At 56.6% G+C, this 17,826-nt stretch carries 12 protein-coding genes; 9 read left to right on the top strand and 3 right to left on the bottom strand.

Annotation, left to right across the window (positions count from 1 at the left end):
- Window positions 1-400: 400 nt before the first annotated feature.
- From hsdR to B3520_RS04125, 7 genes are all read left to right on the top strand, one after another.
- A complete protein-coding gene (gene hsdR / locus B3520_RS04155; RefSeq protein WP_286807304.1) occupies window positions 401-2,803 on the top strand; it encodes an EcoAI/FtnUII family type I restriction enzme subunit R in 2,403 nt (800 codons plus the stop codon).
- Between the two features lie 53 nt (window positions 2,804-2,856).
- Entirely contained in the window at window positions 2,857-4,341 is a 1,485-nt protein-coding gene (locus B3520_RS04150; protein WP_286807305.1) for a type I restriction-modification system subunit M, read from the top strand.
- Complete coding sequence (locus B3520_RS04145; RefSeq protein ID WP_286807306.1) at window positions 4,338-6,053, top strand: restriction endonuclease subunit S; 1,716 nt, start codon at window positions 4,338-4,340, stop codon at window positions 6,051-6,053. The genes B3520_RS04150 and B3520_RS04145 overlap by 4 nt, the downstream gene beginning before the upstream one ends.
- A gap of 10 nt (window positions 6,054-6,063) precedes the next feature.
- Complete coding sequence (locus B3520_RS04140) at window positions 6,064-10,008, top strand: RNA-directed DNA polymerase (RefSeq protein ID WP_286807307.1); 3,945 nt, start codon at window positions 6,064-6,066, stop codon at window positions 10,006-10,008.
- A gap of 49 nt (window positions 10,009-10,057) precedes the next feature.
- Window positions 10,058-10,759 (top strand): DUF3800 domain-containing protein, encoded by a 702-nt coding sequence (locus B3520_RS04135; protein WP_286807309.1) that lies wholly within the window; start codon window positions 10,058-10,060, stop codon window positions 10,757-10,759.
- Window positions 10,759-11,286 carry a hypothetical protein gene (locus B3520_RS04130; RefSeq protein WP_286807310.1) on the top strand — a complete coding sequence of 176 codons (528 nt, stop codon included), beginning with the start codon at window positions 10,759-10,761 and terminating at the stop codon, window positions 11,284-11,286. The genes B3520_RS04135 and B3520_RS04130 overlap by 1 nt, the downstream gene beginning before the upstream one ends.
- Window positions 11,287-11,667: 381 nt before the next feature.
- On the top strand, window positions 11,668-11,799 hold the full coding sequence (locus B3520_RS04125; protein WP_286875468.1) for a hypothetical protein: 132 nt from the start codon (window positions 11,668-11,670) through the stop codon (window positions 11,797-11,799).
- Window positions 11,800-11,975: 176 nt separating this feature from the next.
- Here B3520_RS04125 and selD read toward each other — a convergent pair whose 3' ends face one another.
- The 3 genes from selD to senA form a co-directional block, all read right to left on the bottom strand.
- Window positions 11,976-14,252, bottom strand: a complete 2,277-nt coding sequence (gene selD, locus B3520_RS04120; protein ID WP_286807311.1) for a selenide, water dikinase SelD — start codon at window positions 14,250-14,252, stop codon at window positions 11,976-11,978.
- A 325-nt stretch (window positions 14,253-14,577) separates the two neighbouring features.
- Window positions 14,578-15,324, bottom strand: a complete 747-nt coding sequence (locus B3520_RS04115) for a putative 4-mercaptohistidine N1-methyltransferase (protein WP_286807312.1) — start codon at window positions 15,322-15,324, stop codon at window positions 14,578-14,580.
- 20 nt (window positions 15,325-15,344) lie between these two features.
- A complete protein-coding gene (gene senA, locus B3520_RS04110; RefSeq protein WP_286807313.1) occupies window positions 15,345-16,682 on the bottom strand; it encodes a selenoneine synthase SenA in 1,338 nt (445 codons plus the stop codon).
- A gap of 194 nt (window positions 16,683-16,876) precedes the next feature.
- On the opposite strand from senA, the gene purE reads away from it, so the two are divergent.
- Complete coding sequence (purE, locus tag B3520_RS04105; protein ID WP_123638210.1) at window positions 16,877-17,386, top strand: 5-(carboxyamino)imidazole ribonucleotide mutase; 510 nt, start codon at window positions 16,877-16,879, stop codon at window positions 17,384-17,386.
- Between the two features lie 5 nt (window positions 17,387-17,391).
- A partial coding sequence (locus tag B3520_RS04100; RefSeq protein ID WP_286875466.1) for an ATP-grasp domain-containing protein occupies window positions 17,392-17,826 on the top strand: 435 nt, incomplete at its 3' end.

Raw genomic sequence — 17,826 nt, 5'->3', positions numbered from 1 at the left:
ATCGCCATCGACAGCTACCGGGAAATCGCCGCCTACCTGGGCGACCAGGACCCCACCTCCCGCCGCATCATTGAAGACATCCTCGCCCAGGAAGAAGAGCACGCCGATGATATGGCGGGTTTGCTGGAAGGCCTCGACGGCAAGTAACCTCGTGCCTAACGGTGGATCGGCCCGACGCATGCCACAACACCCGCGTAGGGCGGCATAAGGTCAAAGGCCGCATCCGCCACAACCCTGCGTATGCCACAACACCTGCGTAGGGCGGCATAAGGCCGAAGGCCGCATCCGCCGTAACCCAACGCCCCGGACCGCGCATTCGCCGTAATAACCCACCTCCCGTGAACTCCACACAACTTTAAGGTACAGTCACCACGTCGCCTGAACTTGCGGGAATGAGCCCATGAACAAAAAGGTATTGTCCGAGCGCGATATCTGCACCAAATACATCACCCCGGCCATCCAAAACGCCGGGTGGGATATCCAATCTCAAGTCCGCGAAGAGCTGTCCTTCACCAACGGCCGGATCATAGTCCGTGGGCGCTTACATACCCGTGGAAGCCGGCGCCGCGCCGACTACGTGCTTTTTCATCAGAAGAACCAGCCCCTGGCAGTAATTGAAGCCAAAGACAACAAGCACAGCCTGGGCGATGGCATGCAGCAGGCCCAGGCCTATGGCGAGGCGCTGGATGTGCCCTTTATGTTCTCCAGCAATGGCGACGGTTTCCTGTTTCACGACCGCACCGGCCTGAGCGGCGCCACCGAGCAAACCCTTTCCCTGGATCAATTCCCCGGCCCGGACACCCTCTGGCACTGGTACTGTCAGTGGAAAGGTTTGGATGGGCATGCCCAACAGACGGTCGAGCAGCCCTACTACGACGACGGCTCCGGCCGCACCCCGCGCTACTACCAGACCAACGCCATCAACCGCACCGTAGAGGCAGTCGCCAAGGGCCAGGACCGGGTGCTTCTGGTCATGGCGACCGGCACCGGCAAAACCTTCACCGCCTTCCAGATCATCTGGCGGCTGTGGAAGTCCCGCCAGAAAAAACGCATTCTGTTTCTGGCCGATCGCAATATCCTGGTGGACCAGACCAAGAACAATGACTTCAAGCCCTTCGGTCAGGCCATGACCAAGGTCAGCAATCGCACGGTGGACCCCTCCTACGAGATATACCTGTCTCTCTATCAGGCGGTCACCGGCAACGACGATGAGAAGAACATCTACAAGCAGTTCTCACCGGACTTCTTTGATCTGGTGGTGATTGACGAGTGCCACCGGGGCAGCGCTTCGGAAGACTCCGCCTGGCGCGCCATTCTGGACTACTTCTCCAGCGCCACCCACATCGGCCTGACTGCCACCCCGAAAGAAACCAAAGAAGTCTCCAACATCGACTACTTTGGCGAGCCGGTGTACACCTACTCCCTCAAGCAGGGCATAGAAGACGGCTTTCTCGCCCCCTACAAAGTGGTGCGGATAGACCTGGACCGTGACCTGCAAGGCTGGCGCCCCTCCAAGGGGCAGGTGGATGAGCAGGGCGAGCTGATCGAAGACCGCATCTACAACCAGAAAGACTTCGACCGCCAACTGGTGCTCAAAAAGCGTACAGAGCTGGTGGCCCGCAAGGTCACCGAATTTCTGGAGCAGACCGACCCCTACCAGAAAACCATTGTCTTCTGTGAAGACATCGACCACGCCGAGCGGATGCGCCAGGCCCTGGTCAACCTAAACCCCCTGCGGGTGCGGGAAAACCGCAAATACATCATGCGCATCACCGGGGATGAGGCCGAAGGCAAAGCCGAGCTGGACAACTTTATCGACCCGGAAAGCCGCTACCCGGTGATCGCCACCACCAGCAAGCTGATGACCACCGGCGTCGATGCCCAGACCTGTAAACTGATCGTGCTGGATCAGCGCATTCAGTCCATGACCGAGTTCAAACAGATCATCGGTCGCGGCACCCGCATCAATGACGACTACAACAAACACTGGTTCACCATCCTGGACTTCAAAAAAGCCACCGAACTGTTTGCCGACCCCAACTTCGACGGCGACCCGGTACAGGTGTACCAACCCCGAGGGGATGACCCGGTGGTGCCGGAGGACGAGCGCGACGACGGTCCCATTGCTGAGGATCCGGCGGGTTATGAGGTGGAGCCGGACGAAACCTGGCAGTCCGACGACAGCCGTGGCGCCTGGATAGAAGACCCGGACGAACCCACCAAGCGGGTGAAATACGTGGTCGGCGATGTGGAGGTCAAAGTGCTCGCCGAGCGCGTTCAGTACCTGGGCCCGGATGGCAAGCTCATTACCGAAAGCCTGCGGGACTTCACCCGCAAACAGGTCAAGGCCCAATACGCCTCCCTGGACGACTTTCTGCGCCGCTGGAATCAGGCTGAGCGCAAGCAGGTGATCATTGATGAGCTGGCCGAGCAGGGCGTTATCTGGGAAGACCTGACCCGCGAGCTGCGTAAAAAGCTCGGGGCCGAACCGGACCCATTCGACGTTATCTGCCACATCGTCTACGACCAGCCGCCCCTGTCCCGCAAAGAGCGGGCCGAGCAGGTGCGCAAGAACGACTACTTCCAGCAGTATCAGGGCGTCAGCCGCCAGGTGTTGGACGCACTGCTGGACAAGTACACCGACGCCGGGATCGAACCCATCGAGGATGTTAAAATCCTCACCCTGGCGCCTTTCAGTCAGATCGGAGCGCCTGTGGAGCTGATCGACGGCTTCGGCGGCAAGCCCGGCTACACCCGGGCCGTCCGGGACCTGGAAGACGCCCTCTACCAGAACATACCCTGAGCGCCCCAATGCGCTCTTCTCCCTACAGTAATGAACACCCAATAGGACTCTGAATGGCCATCAGTACCACCATCAAGTCAATACAGGACATCATGCGCAAAGACGTGGGCGTCGACGGCGACGCCCAGCGCATTGGCCAGCTCGTCTGGATGCTCTTTCTGAAAATCTTCGATGACCGCGAACAGGAGTGGGAGCTGCTGCAGGACAACTATCAGTCCCCCATCCCCGAAGACCTGCGCTGGCGCAGCTGGGCGGCCGACCCCGAGGGCATGACCGGCGAAGAGCTCAAGCAATTTGTGGACAACGCCTTGTTCCCCGGCCTGCAAAGCCTTCAGCCGCGCGGCGACGATTACCGGGCCATTGTGATCCGCAACGTCTTTGAGGATGCCTACAACTACATGAAGTCCGGCCAGTTGATGCGCCAGGTCATCAACAAGCTGCAGGAGGGCATCAACTTCAATAAATCCGCCGAGCGCCACGAACTCGGGGATATGTACGAACAGATCCTCAAGGACCTGCAGAGCGCCGGCAACGCCGGGGAGTTCTACACCCCACGCGCCGTCACCGAGTTTATGGTCAACCGGGTGGACCCCAAGCTGGACGAGAAAGTCATGGACCCGGCCTGCGGCACCGGCGGCTTCCTCACCTGCACTATCGACCACAAGCGTAAGCACTACGTCAAAACCCCGCAGGACGAACAGACGCTGCAGCGCAGCATTCACGGGGTAGAGAAAAAGCCCCTGCCGCACCTGCTGGCCACCACCAACATGATTCTGCATGGCATCGAAGTGCCGGACCAGATCAAGCACGACAACACCCTGGCTCGCCCGCTGCGCGACTGGGGCCCCAAAGAGCGGGTCAACATCATCGTCGCCAACCCGCCTTTCGGCGGCATGGAGGAGGACGGCATCGAGACCAATTTTCCCAGCGCCTTTCGCACCCGGGAAACCGCCGACCTGTTTATGACCTTGTTTATCCACCTGCTAAAAGACGGCGGCCGCGCCGCCGTGGTACTGCCGGACGGTTTCCTGTTCGGCGAGGGCATGAAAACCCGGTTGAAAGAAAAACTGCTGGAAGAGTGCAACCTGCACACCATCGTGCGCCTGCCCAACGGCGTGTTTAACCCCTACACCGGCATCAAGACCAACCTACTGTTTTTCACCAAGGGTCAGCCCACCGAAAACGTCTGGTACTACGAGCACCCCTACCCGGAAGGCTACAAGAGCTACAGCAAAACCAAGCCCATGAAGTTCTCGGAGTTCCAGACCGAAATCGACTGGTGGGGCACCGAGGCCGACGGCTTCGCCAGCCGCGTGGAAACCGAACAGGCCTGGAAGGTCTCCATCGACGACATCAAGGCCCGCAACTACAACCTGGATATCAAGAACCCCCACGTGGGCGAACAGGTCAGCCACGACCCGGACGAGCTGTTGGCCCAATACGAGCAGCAGCAGGCGGAAATCCAGGAAATCCGTGACCAGTTGCGGGATATCCTGGCCGATGCCCTCAGCCATAACGCCAACGGAGGTGCGGCGTGAGTGCGCAGGAACTGATAACAGAGCATCTGGATTTATGGACTGGGGCAGTAACCAAGAAATCAGCCAGTGGCCGTGGGAACAACGGCAAGATTGAGCTGACGGGGGTTAAGAGGCTTCGGGAGTTGATTTTGGAGTTGGCTGTAAGGGGCTCTCTGGTTGATCAAGATACAAGTGATGAGCCCGCTCAAAAGTTGCTGGAGCAATGCCTGAAGGCTAAAGCCGTTTCTGTCGAGCTAGGCAAGCTCAAGAAGGTTCGAAAGCATGCCTCTATCACCAATGACGACACCTCTTTTAGTCTACCCCAGGGGTGGGTCTGGAGCCGCCTTGATGATGTGGTGCGCGTTATAAATGGCAGGGCCTACAAGAAGCACGAAATGCTCTCATCGGGAACCCCTCTGCTGCGAGTAGGCAACCTTTTCACATCAAACGATTGGTACTACTCTGACTTAGAGCTAGAAGATGACAAATACATTGATAGCGGCGATTTGATTTATGCTTGGTCTGCTTCTTTCGGTCCATTCATCTGGGATGGTGGGCGCGCTATCTACCACTACCATATCTGGAAACTGGATCTATTCGATGAGGCGGCCATCGACAAACGGTTTCTTTATCTGTACCTGAAGGCTGTTACTGAGGAGATAAAATCCTCAGGCAGCGGTATCGCCATGATTCACATGACGAAATCCAAGATGGAGGAACTCATAGTTCCGGTTCCGCCACTAAAAGAACAACACCGCATCGTCCAAAAAGTCGATGAACTTATGGCCCTCTGCGACCGGCTGGAACAGCAAACCAATGACCAGCTCGAAGCCCACGAAACCCTCGTGGACACCCTGCTCGGCACATTGACGCAGTCCGAAAACGCCACCGAACTGGCCGACAACTGGACCCGCCTCGCCGCCCACTTTGACACCCTGTTCACCACCGAGCAGAGCATCGACAAGCTCAAGCAAACCATCCTGCAGCTGGCGGTGATGGGGCGGTTGGTGGAGCAGGATGCGGGGGATGAGCCTGGCAGTACCTTTGTTTCAAAAATGCTAAAGGCTCGAGACCATCTGGCTAGTAATGAAGGCATGAGGACAAAAGCCGGTAACGACGTGTCACCGGATGAAAAATACTTGAGTTTACCCGATACATGGGAATGGATTAAGCTGGGTAATATTGCCAAATTCATCGATTACCGGGGGAAAACCCCCATAAAGACTAGCCATGGAAAGCGCCTTATTACCGCGAAAAATATCCGCCAAGGCTACATTGACTTAGAGCCCGAAGAGTTTATCTCCGAAGAGGACTATACCGAGTGGATGACACGCGGATTTCCTCGAAAAGGAGACCTGCTGTTTACGCCAGAGGCACCGTTGGGGAACGCCGCAATAGTAGACTTGAATGAAGAGTTTGCCTTAGCCCAGCGCGCCATATGCTTTCAATGGCATATTCTTGATATATCTCGATTCATGCTCATACAGATAATGGCATCCCCGTTCCAGGAAAAGCTAGTTGAGAATGCAACTGGCATGACTGCCACTGGTATCAAGGCCTCAAAGCTCAAAGAAATTCCTGTCGCCATTCCTCCTCTAAAGGAGCAACACCGAATCGTCCAAAAAGTCGATGAGCTCATGGCCCTCTGCGACCAGCTCAAAGAACGCCTGAATCGGGCCCGCGGAACCCGCTGCCAATTAGCGGAAACTATCGTCCAACAAGCACTCAGTTAAGGACAATACAATGCCAGTTTTGGATAAAAAGTACGACACGCTTGCGCTGCATGATGACTACCTTTCAGATCCGCTCCTCATGGCGCTCGCATGGAAAAAAGCGCATGAGTATATCCGCACAACCAACTGGTATGCAGATAACTTCGAACTCGACACATCTTCAATTGACTTGGCAAATCGCTGCAGTGAATGGACAAAAGAACTACAAGACGGACTCACTTTTACTCCGCTAGAGCTGGTTCCGGCACCTAAATCTCATCCTTGGAAGTTTGAGAAGCCCGATGATCCAATGCAAGTAGCTGAATATAAGTTGCTTTGGCGGCCGGAATCTAAACCAGGAAGTGATGACCAGGACGAAGGCCCGCTTAAGTTAAGACCACTTGCGCATATCGGTATTCGTGAGCAGACCATCATGACGCTGGTTATGATGTGTCTCTCCAACGAAGTCGAAACCATGCAAGGAGACCCTTCGACTGAATATGAAGAGGTTCATGCCAAAGAAATCGTTAGTTACGGTAATCGCCTTTATTGCCAGTATGAGGACGGAAAAGCCGATCACAATTACGGCGCGACGACTATCTACAGCAAGTATTTTACGGACTACCGGAAGTTCCTTGAGCGTCCGTATTACTTCGCTAGAAAGGAGCTAGAAGAAAAGTCTGATGAGGAAGAGGTTTACCTTTTAGAGATCGACCTTGCTCAATTCTTCGACCGGATCGATCGACCATCGCTGGTAAAGAGAATTGTGGAGATGGCTCGTGAGCAAGGAATAACAGACGAACATGAAATGGTGTTTGTAAAAAATGTTCTCGAGGCTTTCAGGAGCTGGAACTGGTCAGAGGCAGCGGATGAAACTTTCAAACAAAAGTTTTCATCTGATGCAATTCCTGTGGCGCCTCTCGGACTACCCCAGGGATTGGTAGCATCGGGCTTCCTCGCCAATATTTACATGTCCGATTTTGATGGCCTGATGAAGGGTCTCATAGGACAAGTAATCAATGATAGGTATGGTATCAAGCTGGTTGATTACTGTCGCTATGTCGATGATATGCGTTTTGTTCTCGTCGGTCCTAATCGACAGGGCTTGGAGGAACGCCTTTTGGAGGCGCCTCAGCCCCAGACTGAAAGCCACTTAGACATTATAACTGACTCATTATTTGATGTTGGTAACCCAGCCCTGCGTGAGTTAAGTCTCGAAGCAAACCCCAAGAAAACCAAGATCGAAGCCTTCAGAGGAAAGTCTGTGGGAATATCTAAGACCTTGGAAGATATACAGAAGAACGTCTCTGGCCCAGTATCGTATGACGACGCTGAAATTCATCTTGGTCAATTGGAGTCACTGCTCGCTCTGTCCAAAGCCAACGAAGCAGATCAATCAGACGGGGCAGGATACTTCAATCGACTTGCGGCAATTGAGAAGGACATGTTTGATGTCCGCGAAGATACACTTAAACGTTTTGCCGCTAACAAGATTTCAAGGCTATTAAACAATTTCCGTCATTTTTCATCGCGCCAAACGGACGAAAATGGCAGGCCAGTTCCTGGAGACTGGGACTACCTGCAAGAACGCCTCGCTCGGCGGTTCGTCGCCTGCTGGAGTCGCGACCCAGCCGTGGTGCTATTGCTCAAAAAGGGGCTCGAGCTATTTCCCAGTACCAAACTACTTGAACCAGTGCTGGATCAACTCAACTACTTAAGATCCTTACCCTACGGCGACCCGTTTGGTACTCAAGAGAAGCAAGCTACCGTCCAAGCCGCTATTGGGCAGTATTGTCTCGCCGAGATCTATCGACATGCGGCAACCATCATTCATCGCAAAGACAGACAGGCTATGCCGGCGCATGCCGACGTAGATCAATTTTTTGAGCTGCTACAGACCCAAGCCATAGAAGATGTGGCTATGGAAAACATAACCAACTCCATCCAGAATCTACCTTCTGCAACAGAAACTAAGCCCAAACCGATCCCATTCAACTTTCTAGCCGCTCAGGCTCGTTTCTTGCTTCTGGTGAGAATGGATACAACACTGGAGAGCAGTTCGGGCTGTTGGTTCCATGACTTTGTTTTCAAGCTCGCTAATGGATTCCGGAATATCACTCTTCCCGAGACGGCCTCTAAACGCGATATCGCGACAGGAATAATCGTTGCCAGACAGTTAGTGGAGAATGCCAAGCCACTCCTTCGCGCAAGTTCAGGCCTTCTGGAGCGTAGACGAAATGCCCCTGAGGTACTGGCGCTGATTGCGATTCAAGATGCAACACTCTTCAGAGCACTGATACTCCATGCCCGGGCATTGAAGTACAACTGGTTAAACTCCGATGAAGTCCAGGCTTTGATAGAAAAGCTTTACATCAACACCAGGCCTTCAGTCAGAAAGCTGGAACAAATCACTTCCTACATCTCGCTATACAAGCTTGTTTCGCGGCCAGACAATCCCTTCGGAAACGAAATAATGGCGTTAAAGCTTATGCAGGCTCTGTTAAATGTTAGTGAAGCCTTTGAAACAGCAGAACCAGATGAAGTAATCGACCTGGCCAAAACCCAAGTGAAGTTTGGGCACTTCTCGGCACCGCCCGCCTTCTCTGTATTTGATTCTGAGCTTCTGGTGAAGCTGAAGTTCAACAAGGTTCTTTCTGAAGCCGCCAGCCATCTACATTCCGAGCGCAACGAGACATTCCTTCTTCAACGCATTGCGCTATGTCTGCGTGCAGCGTTATCCGGCTCAGGAGACCCCACAGGCTTCGGGCCTAGCCTTACCGCAAAGACTGGGTACCGTGGCCTCAAAACAACCCAGTTCAAAAGGCAGATTGGCTTACTGACAACGCCGGAGTCACTTGCGGGGGAGGCTGCTCAGTTCTCGGGATGGTTAACAACCCTGCTATCCAAGCTGCTCAAATGGCCAGGCATCCGTGTAAATGACCAAGGTTACTCATGGCCGACGGAGTTCACCTGTGAGAGTGTCAGTAAAATCGTTAATGAACGCCTAGCTAAATTAAAACTTCTCTACTGCCGGCAATCTGGCATGCCAAGCCTCCCTGAGCTGGTTTCACCAAACTGGAAACCGGATAAGAAAAGCCTGACTGTTGCCATGGTTCAAACAAAAATGCCACAACAGCAGGACTTTGCTGACCACGGTCTATACCTTAATGACAGTGATTACCGGGCGAAGCACAGGTGCCATTTAGCCCGTGTGGCTAAATTGGTTACCAAGCACATTGAGGCACAGCACCTCGAAAAGCCAAAGAACGGTGGGCGTGAACAAGACATCGATCTGATCGTGCTACCAGAGCTAGCAGTGCATCAGGACGACATGGATATTCTGATTCATTTATCCCGCAAAACTCACGCAATTGTGGTCGCAGGGCTTGGCTTTGTAGAGCAGCCTGGTGTTAAGGGGCCAAATAACTGTGCGGTGTGGATCGTGCCGAGAAAACATAACGGCAATCGCAACGAAATCCATCGGTTTCAGGGTAAACACCACATGACGGCTCCCGAGAAGAAGCTAAAAATTCAGCCCTGGCGCCCTTACCAGTTAATGCTGGAACTTGCTCACCCGGCCTTCCCAAAACAAAACGGTTTCACTGTAACCGCAGCGATCTGTTTTGATTCTACAGACATAGCTCTGAGTGCAGACCTTCGAGACAAATCCCATGCCTTACTAATTCCTGCCCTTAACCGAGACGTGAACACCTTTGACTCTATGGTTGAAGCATTGCACTACCACATGTATCAACACGTTGTGCTGGTTAACACGGGCGAATATGGCGGTTCCTATGCCATGGCACCGTATGACAAGCGACACGAACGTTTGATTGCTCACTCAAGTGGGAACGACCAAGTGACAATTAATACGTTCCAGATGAACATGTTCGATTTCAGGCGTGATGGGGTCGGTACAAGCATGCAGTCAGGCATAAAACTTAAAGCTGCACCGGCGGGCGTTGAGGTTCAATGACCATTTATTGCCAGCGAGCTACAGCCATTTTCTAAGGAGCCTTGCAGACATGACCGTTTTCAACATTTACTGTGATGAAAGCCGCCATACGTCGGACAAGGGAGACCGCTACGCTGTCATAGGTGCTCTACAATGCCCTCGGGACGAGAAAAAAGCGCTGGTACACCGGATACACAGCCTTCAAGCCTTACACAATGCTCATGGAGAGCTTGGCTGGAAACGTCTCTCGCCAAATCGCGCCCGGTTCTACGATGACCTTCTGGATATTTTTCTGGATACGCCGTTTCTGAACTTTCGCTGCATCGTGGTTGACCGACACAATCTCGACCATGAGCGGTATAACGAAGGCAGCCCTGAGTTGGGCTTTTACAAGCTCTACTATCAAATGCTCGTGCACTGGCTAGAACCATCCCACGAGTACCGCTTGTACCTCGACTGGCAGCAGAACGCCGCCAGCAACCGGTTTCAGGACCTGAAAACCGTTCTTACTCGCAAATTGTCAGGCCGCGCACATGTTCTCAGCCTCGAACCGGTATGGTCTGACAACCAGCCCATGGTGCAATTGGCTGACTTGCTGATTGGTGCCGTGGGCTACGCATGGAATGAGAGGGATAAAGTGGAAGGTGCCAGTAAAGCCAAAATCGCTTTCTTGCGTAGACTTGAGGCAGGGTTGGGACGTACTTCACTGGCCGGAGGCACACCTAGAGGCGAGAAGAAGTTCAACATCTTTGACTGGCAGGGCCGTGTCTGATGTGCGAGTCACTGTGGCCACAGCTTCGTCTGAAAGCGGATACGGAAAAAGAACTCATTGCCAAGTATCGACAGGTCTATCACGAGACCTACGTTTGGGACGAAAACGGTGAACGGCGGGTCTTCACAGACTGGACAGGTTGTCGCTATCAGTTCTCGGAAAGAGCGTTTAATCACGCGTTTTCAGAGGCAAAGAACCACCGTACCAGTTCAGGCATCCACGATAACGGATGGTCTCGCAAGCGCCTTAGGCGAATCCTGTGGATTAGAGAAGTTCTGAAACTCAGCGCCGGAACTATTCAGAGATACGCCCAAACCAGAAAAACCGACCGGGGACGGCAGGCGAAAAGGCGGACATTGGTTGTGGTGGAAGAGCGCTATGTAGTGGTATTCGACGACCCCAAAGAAAAAGGCAAACCACACCAGTTCGTCACGGCATTCCCGGCAGACCGGAGCTACATGGAGCAAATCAAACGGACAAGTTTTTTGGTGGAGACCAAAGTCGGGGCGAAAAAACAGGGGGGCTAGAAAAAGAAAAGCCCCAGTCTTATCGGCGACTGAGGCGCTGCCACGATCCAAAACCTTGGGTAAAGGATCAACCGGTCGTTTCCGACCTGTTAATAACTATACTTGCGTTAAAAGCCATAATCAAATGTGTTCTTATACCTTTTAGGTATAAAAATCCGGGGCTGCTATTATCGCTTTACGAAAATCTCAATCCCATCCGCATCAGGACACCGTTGTCACACTGTTTGGTGCGTTCGAGCACTGGGTCGGATCTCATCGTCCGCCAAATCCAGCCCAGAGGTATTGCGACACTATGCTCAAAACCCGCACCAAGACGAGAGTCGAGGCCAGTGGCGCCTGGTTTATCGACGCGGATTTAATGGAACTCGTTGGAACAGTTGAATGATGCAAACGACCTTGGATGTGGTGAATACGGTAGGGTATTACTCTATCTTTCCGGCTCTGGTGATCACGCCGGCGGCTATCGCCATCGTTCTGATGACCACGGGCGCACTGTCGGTGCTGTTGAGCTAGAGGAGCCTGAAAATAAGAACCCCCGCGTAGGCTTCTGTTAAAACCAAGATGCGGGGGCTGTGTTATCGATCAGGGCAGCCTTGAACCCGTTGAGAGGTCAAGTTTTGACCCTTAGGGTAACGGTGGATGACGGCCTTCGGCCTTATGCCACCCTACGATTCGTGCCGCGTCGGCGACTACCGCAAATGAATCGGCTCCAGCGCATCGCCTTCGGGCAGAATCCGGCCGATGATCCGGGTGTGAGGGTAGCCCAGAGAATGTAGCGCCGCCACACAGGCGTCGGCCTGGTCGGCAGGCACAGAGGCGAGCAGGCCGCCGGCGGTCTGGGGATCAAAGAGCAGTGGGTAACGGGGGTGGTCGACCCACTGGTCCTGATCCTTGATGGCGCGGCGCAGGCGGACGTTGGCCGGTTGCAGGGAGCTGAGTACGCCAGCGGCGATGGTCTCTTCGGCGCCTTCCAGCAGCGGCAGTACCTCCAACTTCAGTTCGGCATCCACGCCTGAGGCGCGGGTCATTTCCACCAGGTGGCCGAGCAGGCCGAAACCGGTCAGATCGGTGCAGGCCGTTGAGCCATACTCGCGCAGGCATTGCGCCGCCAGTCGGTTGGAAACGCACATGCTGGCGAGCGCCGCGTCGATCCAGCGGCCTTTGATTTTCAGTTGCGGCAGGGCGGCGAACAGGGTGCCGGTACCGATGGGTTTGGTGAGCAACAGCACCTGGCCGGGCTGAAGGCCGCCCTTGGTCAGCGCCGTGTCGTTTTCATCAATCAGTCCGTTGACCGCAAAACCCAGCGCCAGCTCTTTGCCCTCGCCGGTGTGACCGCCCACCAAGGTACAGTTGGCATCGTTCAACACCTCCAGCGCGCCAGTCATCATCTGGTACACCGTGTCTTCCACTTTCGATTCCAGCCCTTGAGGCACCGTGGCCACGGCGGTGGCGGTCTGGGCTTCGGCGCCCATGGCGAACACATCCCCCAGGGCGTGATTGGCGGCAATTTTGCCGAACACATAGGGGTCGTCAATAAAGGCGCGGAAAAAATCGATGGTGTGGACCGCCGCTTTGCCGGCGGGAATTTTCACCACGGCGGCATCGTCGGGCGCGTGCAGGCCCACCAGCACTTCGTCCCGCTCCACGGGCTTGAGGGTGGAGAGGGCGCGGGACAGGACCGTCGCCCCCACCTTGGCTCCGCAGCCGCCGCAGCGCATGGCGATGGCGGAGATGGCCTGGTCCTGTTCGTCTTTTTCCAGTGGTACGCGGCTCGGCTTGGTCGGTGCCATGGCCTGTTCGTCCATCGGCGGCAGTTCGTTAAATTTGGCCATGAAGCGCCGGTCAATCGAATCCTTCCAGCGCCATACCCAATCGCCCGCCGCGTAAAAACCGCCGCGGGACGCGACTGCGTGCTGGTTGCCGGTGCTGATCAGAGCCAGCCATTTTTTCTGGGGACGATAGGGTTTGAGTGGTTGACCCAGCACGGCCTGGCGCAGGTTATCCGCCAGTGGGCGCCCCTGACGCACGGCAAATACGCCGGCTTTCTCGCGGGGATGATTTACCTGAGTGGCGATATCCCCGGCGGCAAAAATGGCCGGGTCGTTCATGGTCTGCAGCGTATCGCGCACCTGAATAAAGCCGTTGTCATCCAGCTCCAGGCCGGTCTCCTTCAGCCAGGCGGCTCCGCCGGCACTGGTTACCCAGACCACCTCGTCCGCTTCGTGCCAGTATCCGTCTTCGGTGTGCAGTCGCCCGGCGTCCACGGCGGTCACTTCGGCGTTGGTGTAGAGGTTGATCTCGCCCATTGCCAGGGCCTGATGAAAGTGATTGCGCACCTTCTGGTTGTGAGTGGGCAGAATTTTTTCATCGCGGGTGTAAAGGTCGAATACCAGTTCTTCAGGGTTGCGCCCCATGGCCTGAAGCTCCCGGGTCAGGCGATATTGCATGGCAAGCACCAGCTCCACGCCGCCCGCGCCACCGCCCACCACAGCCACCCGGGTGGTGCCGGAATGATGGATCACCCGGTCGAGCAATTGCTGCCAGCGGTCATTGAACTGATAGATGGGTTTGACCGGTACCGCGTGCTGCTCCGCGCCGGGCACCCGGCTGACCTGAGGGGTGGAGCCGATATTGATGGAGAGCAGATCGTAGGGCACCGGCGGCCGACCGCGGCAGATGACTTTCTGATTGGCCCGATCAATATTGACCGCTTCATCACTGAAAAACCGCGCGCCGGCAAACTCCGCCAGTCGGCGCAGATCAATGTGCACTTCATCGTAGCTGTAGTGTCCGGCAATATAGCCGGGCAGCATGCCGGAGTAGGGCGTGTGCGTATCCCGGCAGATCACCGTCAGCCGCACCCCGGGCTCGGGTTTCATGGCGAAGCGTTTGAGTACCCCCACATGACTGTGGCCACCGCCAATTAACACGATATCGCGCAGGATGGGCTGTTCGGGTTGATGCATGAGCGGGCCTCGGTTCGCTGCAACGGGGTCAAAGACTTCCAGCATACACTATGCTGAGTGTTCGCTCATCTACGGTGCGGGTGTCGGATTACGCTTCGCTAATCCGACCTACTTGGCGCTCGCTGCGAGACTTCCCGTAGGTCGGATCAGCCGCAGGCGTAATCCGACAGCAAGCGCGGTAGTCAGGGTCACCGCCTGGAACGGTGGCTCTTTTTGATCCGGTACCAGACCTGACTCGCCCCTGTTGGCGAACGACTGAGAAATCCTTAGTAGTTGCCTCTCAAACGTGAATTTAGGGGCAGGTGTATCGGTCGACTGAGAGCACTCAAGCTCTTCTCCACAGGCTCACTTCGGCCACCGTGTGTTGGTACTTGCGGGCAGTTTCCCGGATCACAAAGGGGATATCCCGGGTGGGTTCCTGCAGCACAAAGTCCGGTTCCAGGTGGTGGCGCAGGCCGTCGAGCATGGGCACCGGTTGCCCGTTACTCTCGAACCCGCCGATCCAGCGTTCCCGGGGGGTGAACTCCGGGAGCAGGGTGTAGGGGGAGGTGATCATCAGCAGGCCGCCGGGGCGGACCAGTGCAGGCAACTGGGCGAGAAACGCAGCGGGATCGGGCAGCCGGTCGATCAGGTTGCCGGCGAAGATCAGATCGAAGCGGCCCAGAGTGTCATCCAGTGCACAGGCATCGCCGACCTGAAAGCGGGTGCGCCCGGCGGTGTTGCTCAGTTCCAGCGCCGCGAGATCCGCCGTTCGGCGTTCGATAAGCTCGCCCTCGAGGGTGACCTGATATTGAATCTGGCCCTGCTCGGCCAATCGGGTGGCGCTGTCGATAAAGCGTCGTGACAGGTCGATGCCGATGACTTCGTCGAACCGACGGGCCAGTTCAAAGCTGCTGCGGCCCACGGCGCAACCCAGGTCAAGGGCCCGCCCGGTTGTGCCGGTGTGGTGGGCCAGGGCCTGCTCGATACAGGCCTTCGGGTAGTTGGGCACGTCAAAGTGACTGGGGCCGTAGTGGAAATCCAGGTATTGGCCGAGCAGTTCGTCGGTTTCGTAGGGGTTCTTGTCGGTCATGGGCTCTGGTCGGTTATGGATTAGTTGTCGAGGGCGCAGGTGCGAAAGCCCACAAACACATCGTGTCGATTGGGCAGGTAGGCCTGGCGGTAGCTGCCTCGGATCAACCGCGATGAGGTGCCGCAGGAGCCGCCTTTGGTGACCTTGTGGTCGCCAAACTGCAGAGTGGACATGAAAGGGTACATATCGATGGCAAAGCCGTCATAGGGGAAAAACTGGTCGCTGGTCCACTCCCAGAGGGTGCCCAGCATCTGCCGGCAGCCGAAGGGGCTGTCGCCTTCGGGCAAGGCGGTGACTGGCTGGCTGGCCAGACCGGTACCGTCCATATCCACCCGGCTTGAATCCAGCGTATCCCCCCAGGGGTAGCGCCGATGCGGCTCGCCGGGACGGTTGCCCAGGGCGGCCACTTCCCATTCGACTTCGCTGGGCAGACGGCGGCCCGCCCAGCGGCAGTAGGCTTCGGCCTCCCAGTAGGTCACATGTTTGACCGGGTAGTCGTCATGGAGGGGGCGCCACTGGTCGAAATGCCGCTCTTCCCAGCCGTTTTCAGTCTTGCGCCAATAATAGGGGTGGGCTGGGGTGCCACGCTGGGGCTCGCCGCTGCCGAAATTCAGGTCCTGTTCGGTAGTCAGCCATTTGCGCCCGCCCTGGGTCCAGAGCTCGGGCCGCTGGTAGCCTCCGTCCTCGACAAAACGTCGGAAGTCGCCGTTGCTGACCAGGGTTCGGGCAATACGAAAGGCCGGGACGTGCACTTCAAAGCCGGGCTTTTCATTATCGAAGGCAAAGTCGCGCCGGGCGTACTCCGGGGAATGGGCCGGCATACCGATGGTGTAGCGCCCGGCAGGGATGTCCGCATCGCCCAGAGCGGCGGGATCAGCGCTCGCGGTCGGTTCGGGGCGGCTGCCCGGTGGCACCGGGTAACCCTCGGTCTGACGGCACCAGATCATCGACTCCAGATGCATATTCTGGTGGAAGATGGCGTATTTGGTCAGGTAGTGGGCCTGATCCGTGAGGGGCTGCTCCAGGATACGTTGACGTATGGCCTGGTGAATGGCGTCCACGTAGCGCAGGGTGTCCGCCTTGCCGGGAAACAGGTCGGCCCGCCAGCGGTCTTCGTGGTCCAGGTGGAAGGAGTCCCAGATTTCGTCCATTGAGGGGTCGTAAGAGGCCACTCCGTCCAGCGCCTTGCGCACAAAGACTTCGTAAAAGAAGGCGCAGTGACCGAACTCCCACAGCGGCGGATTGACGCCGGGGTGGTAGGGCACCTGAAGGCGGTCATTGCCCAGGGCCTCCACCAATTCGTGCATCCGATGGTGGGTGTCGTCCAGCGCCTGCAGCAGGCTGTCTCTGTCGTCCATCGCGAACTCCTCAAAATGGCATGACACGAGGACGATAACACATTGCCTAAATAGGCGCCCCGTTGGGCGGAAAAACAGGCAATTTCGGGGATCCCTTGCTATAATCCCGCCCTTTTTCCATTTCCCGGTCTGTGCCGGGACCCCTCGCCGGGGGTGGCTTGACCACCGTCCGGCGGCGTTTATTGGAGAGCGCTATGGCAGACAAAGCGGTAACGGCAACGAAAGTGGCCATTGTGATGGGCTCAAAGTCCGACTGGCCCACCATGGCCGAAGCGGCCCAGATTCTGGATACTCTGGGGGTGGCATACCACGCCGAAGTGGTGTCGGCCCACCGCACGCCGGACAAAATGTTCCAGTTTGCCGAAACCGCGGCGGACCAGGGCTACAAGGTGATTGTGGCCGGTGCCGGCGGCGCCGCCCATCTGCCGGGCATGATCGCCGCCAAGACCATTCTGCCGGTGCTGGGTGTGCCGGTGCAGAGTAAGGCGCTCAATGGTCAGGACAGCCTGCTGTCCATTGTGCAGATGCCCCGAGGCGTTGCGGTGGGTACCCTGGCCATCGGCGGTGCCGGTGCCTTCAATGCCGGCCTGATGGCGGCCCAGATTCTGGCGACCGACGATGCCGAGCTGGCCGGACGCATCGCCGCCTGGCGCCAGCAGCAGTCGCAGACCGTACTGGACAATCCCGATCCGAGGAGCGAATAAGCCTCATGAGTGTTCCGCGTATTATCGTGGCCGGTAACGGCCAGTTGGGCCAGATGCTGCAGCAGGCCGCCGCGCCCATGCAGATCGAGGTGATGCCGGTCAATCCCACCAGTGATGACCGGCTGGAGCTGCGCGACAGCGATGTGATTACTGTCGAGCTGGAGCATTGGCCGGACTCTCCGCGCGGTGTGCAACTGAAAGACCACCCGAATTTTCTCAACGCCACGGCACTGCACTCGGTGATCGACCGGGAGCGGCAGAAAAGCCTGCTGGATCGACTCAATGTGCCCACCGCCCCCTGGGTGTCCCTGGGGGACGAGGCGGGCATGGTCGCACAGCTCGATGAACTGGGCCGCCCGGCGGTGATCAAGCGTCGCCGCGGAGGCTACGACGGTCGTGGCCAATGGCGCTGGCAGCCGGGCGAGCCGGTGCTGGCCGAG

The sequence above is a fragment of the Marinimicrobium sp. UBA4509 genome (assembly GCF_002388575.1).
Classification (GTDB): domain Bacteria; phylum Pseudomonadota; class Gammaproteobacteria; order Pseudomonadales; family Cellvibrionaceae; genus Marinimicrobium; species Marinimicrobium koreense.
The sequence above is the reverse complement of the archived record's forward strand: the minus strand, read 5'-3'. Positions and strand labels throughout refer to the sequence as shown.

Excerpts from the sequence above, each read along its gene's own strand:
- hsdR (WP_286807304.1), top strand. The coding sequence starts at position 401 with ATGAACAAAAAGGTATTGTCCGAGCGCGATATCTGCACCAAATACATC.
- B3520_RS04150 (WP_286807305.1), top strand. The coding sequence starts at position 2,857 with ATGGCCATCAGTACCACCATCAAGTCAATACAGGACATCATGCGCAAA.
- B3520_RS04140 (WP_286807307.1), top strand. The coding sequence starts at position 6,064 with ATGCCAGTTTTGGATAAAAAGTACGACACGCTTGCGCTGCATGATGAC.
- B3520_RS04135 (WP_286807309.1), top strand. The coding sequence starts at position 10,058 with ATGACCGTTTTCAACATTTACTGTGATGAAAGCCGCCATACGTCGGAC.
- B3520_RS04130 (WP_286807310.1), top strand. The coding sequence starts at position 10,759 with ATGTGCGAGTCACTGTGGCCACAGCTTCGTCTGAAAGCGGATACGGAA.
- B3520_RS04125 (WP_286875468.1), top strand. The coding sequence starts at position 11,668 with ATGATGCAAACGACCTTGGATGTGGTGAATACGGTAGGGTATTACTCT.
- selD (WP_286807311.1), bottom strand. The coding sequence starts at position 14,252 with ATGCATCAACCCGAACAGCCCATCCTGCGCGATATCGTGTTAATTGGC.
- B3520_RS04115 (WP_286807312.1), bottom strand. The coding sequence starts at position 15,324 with ATGACCGACAAGAACCCCTACGAAACCGACGAACTGCTCGGCCAATAC.
- senA (WP_286807313.1), bottom strand. The coding sequence starts at position 16,682 with ATGGACGACAGAGACAGCCTGCTGCAGGCGCTGGACGACACCCACCAT.
- purE (WP_123638210.1), top strand. The coding sequence starts at position 16,877 with ATGGCAGACAAAGCGGTAACGGCAACGAAAGTGGCCATTGTGATGGGC.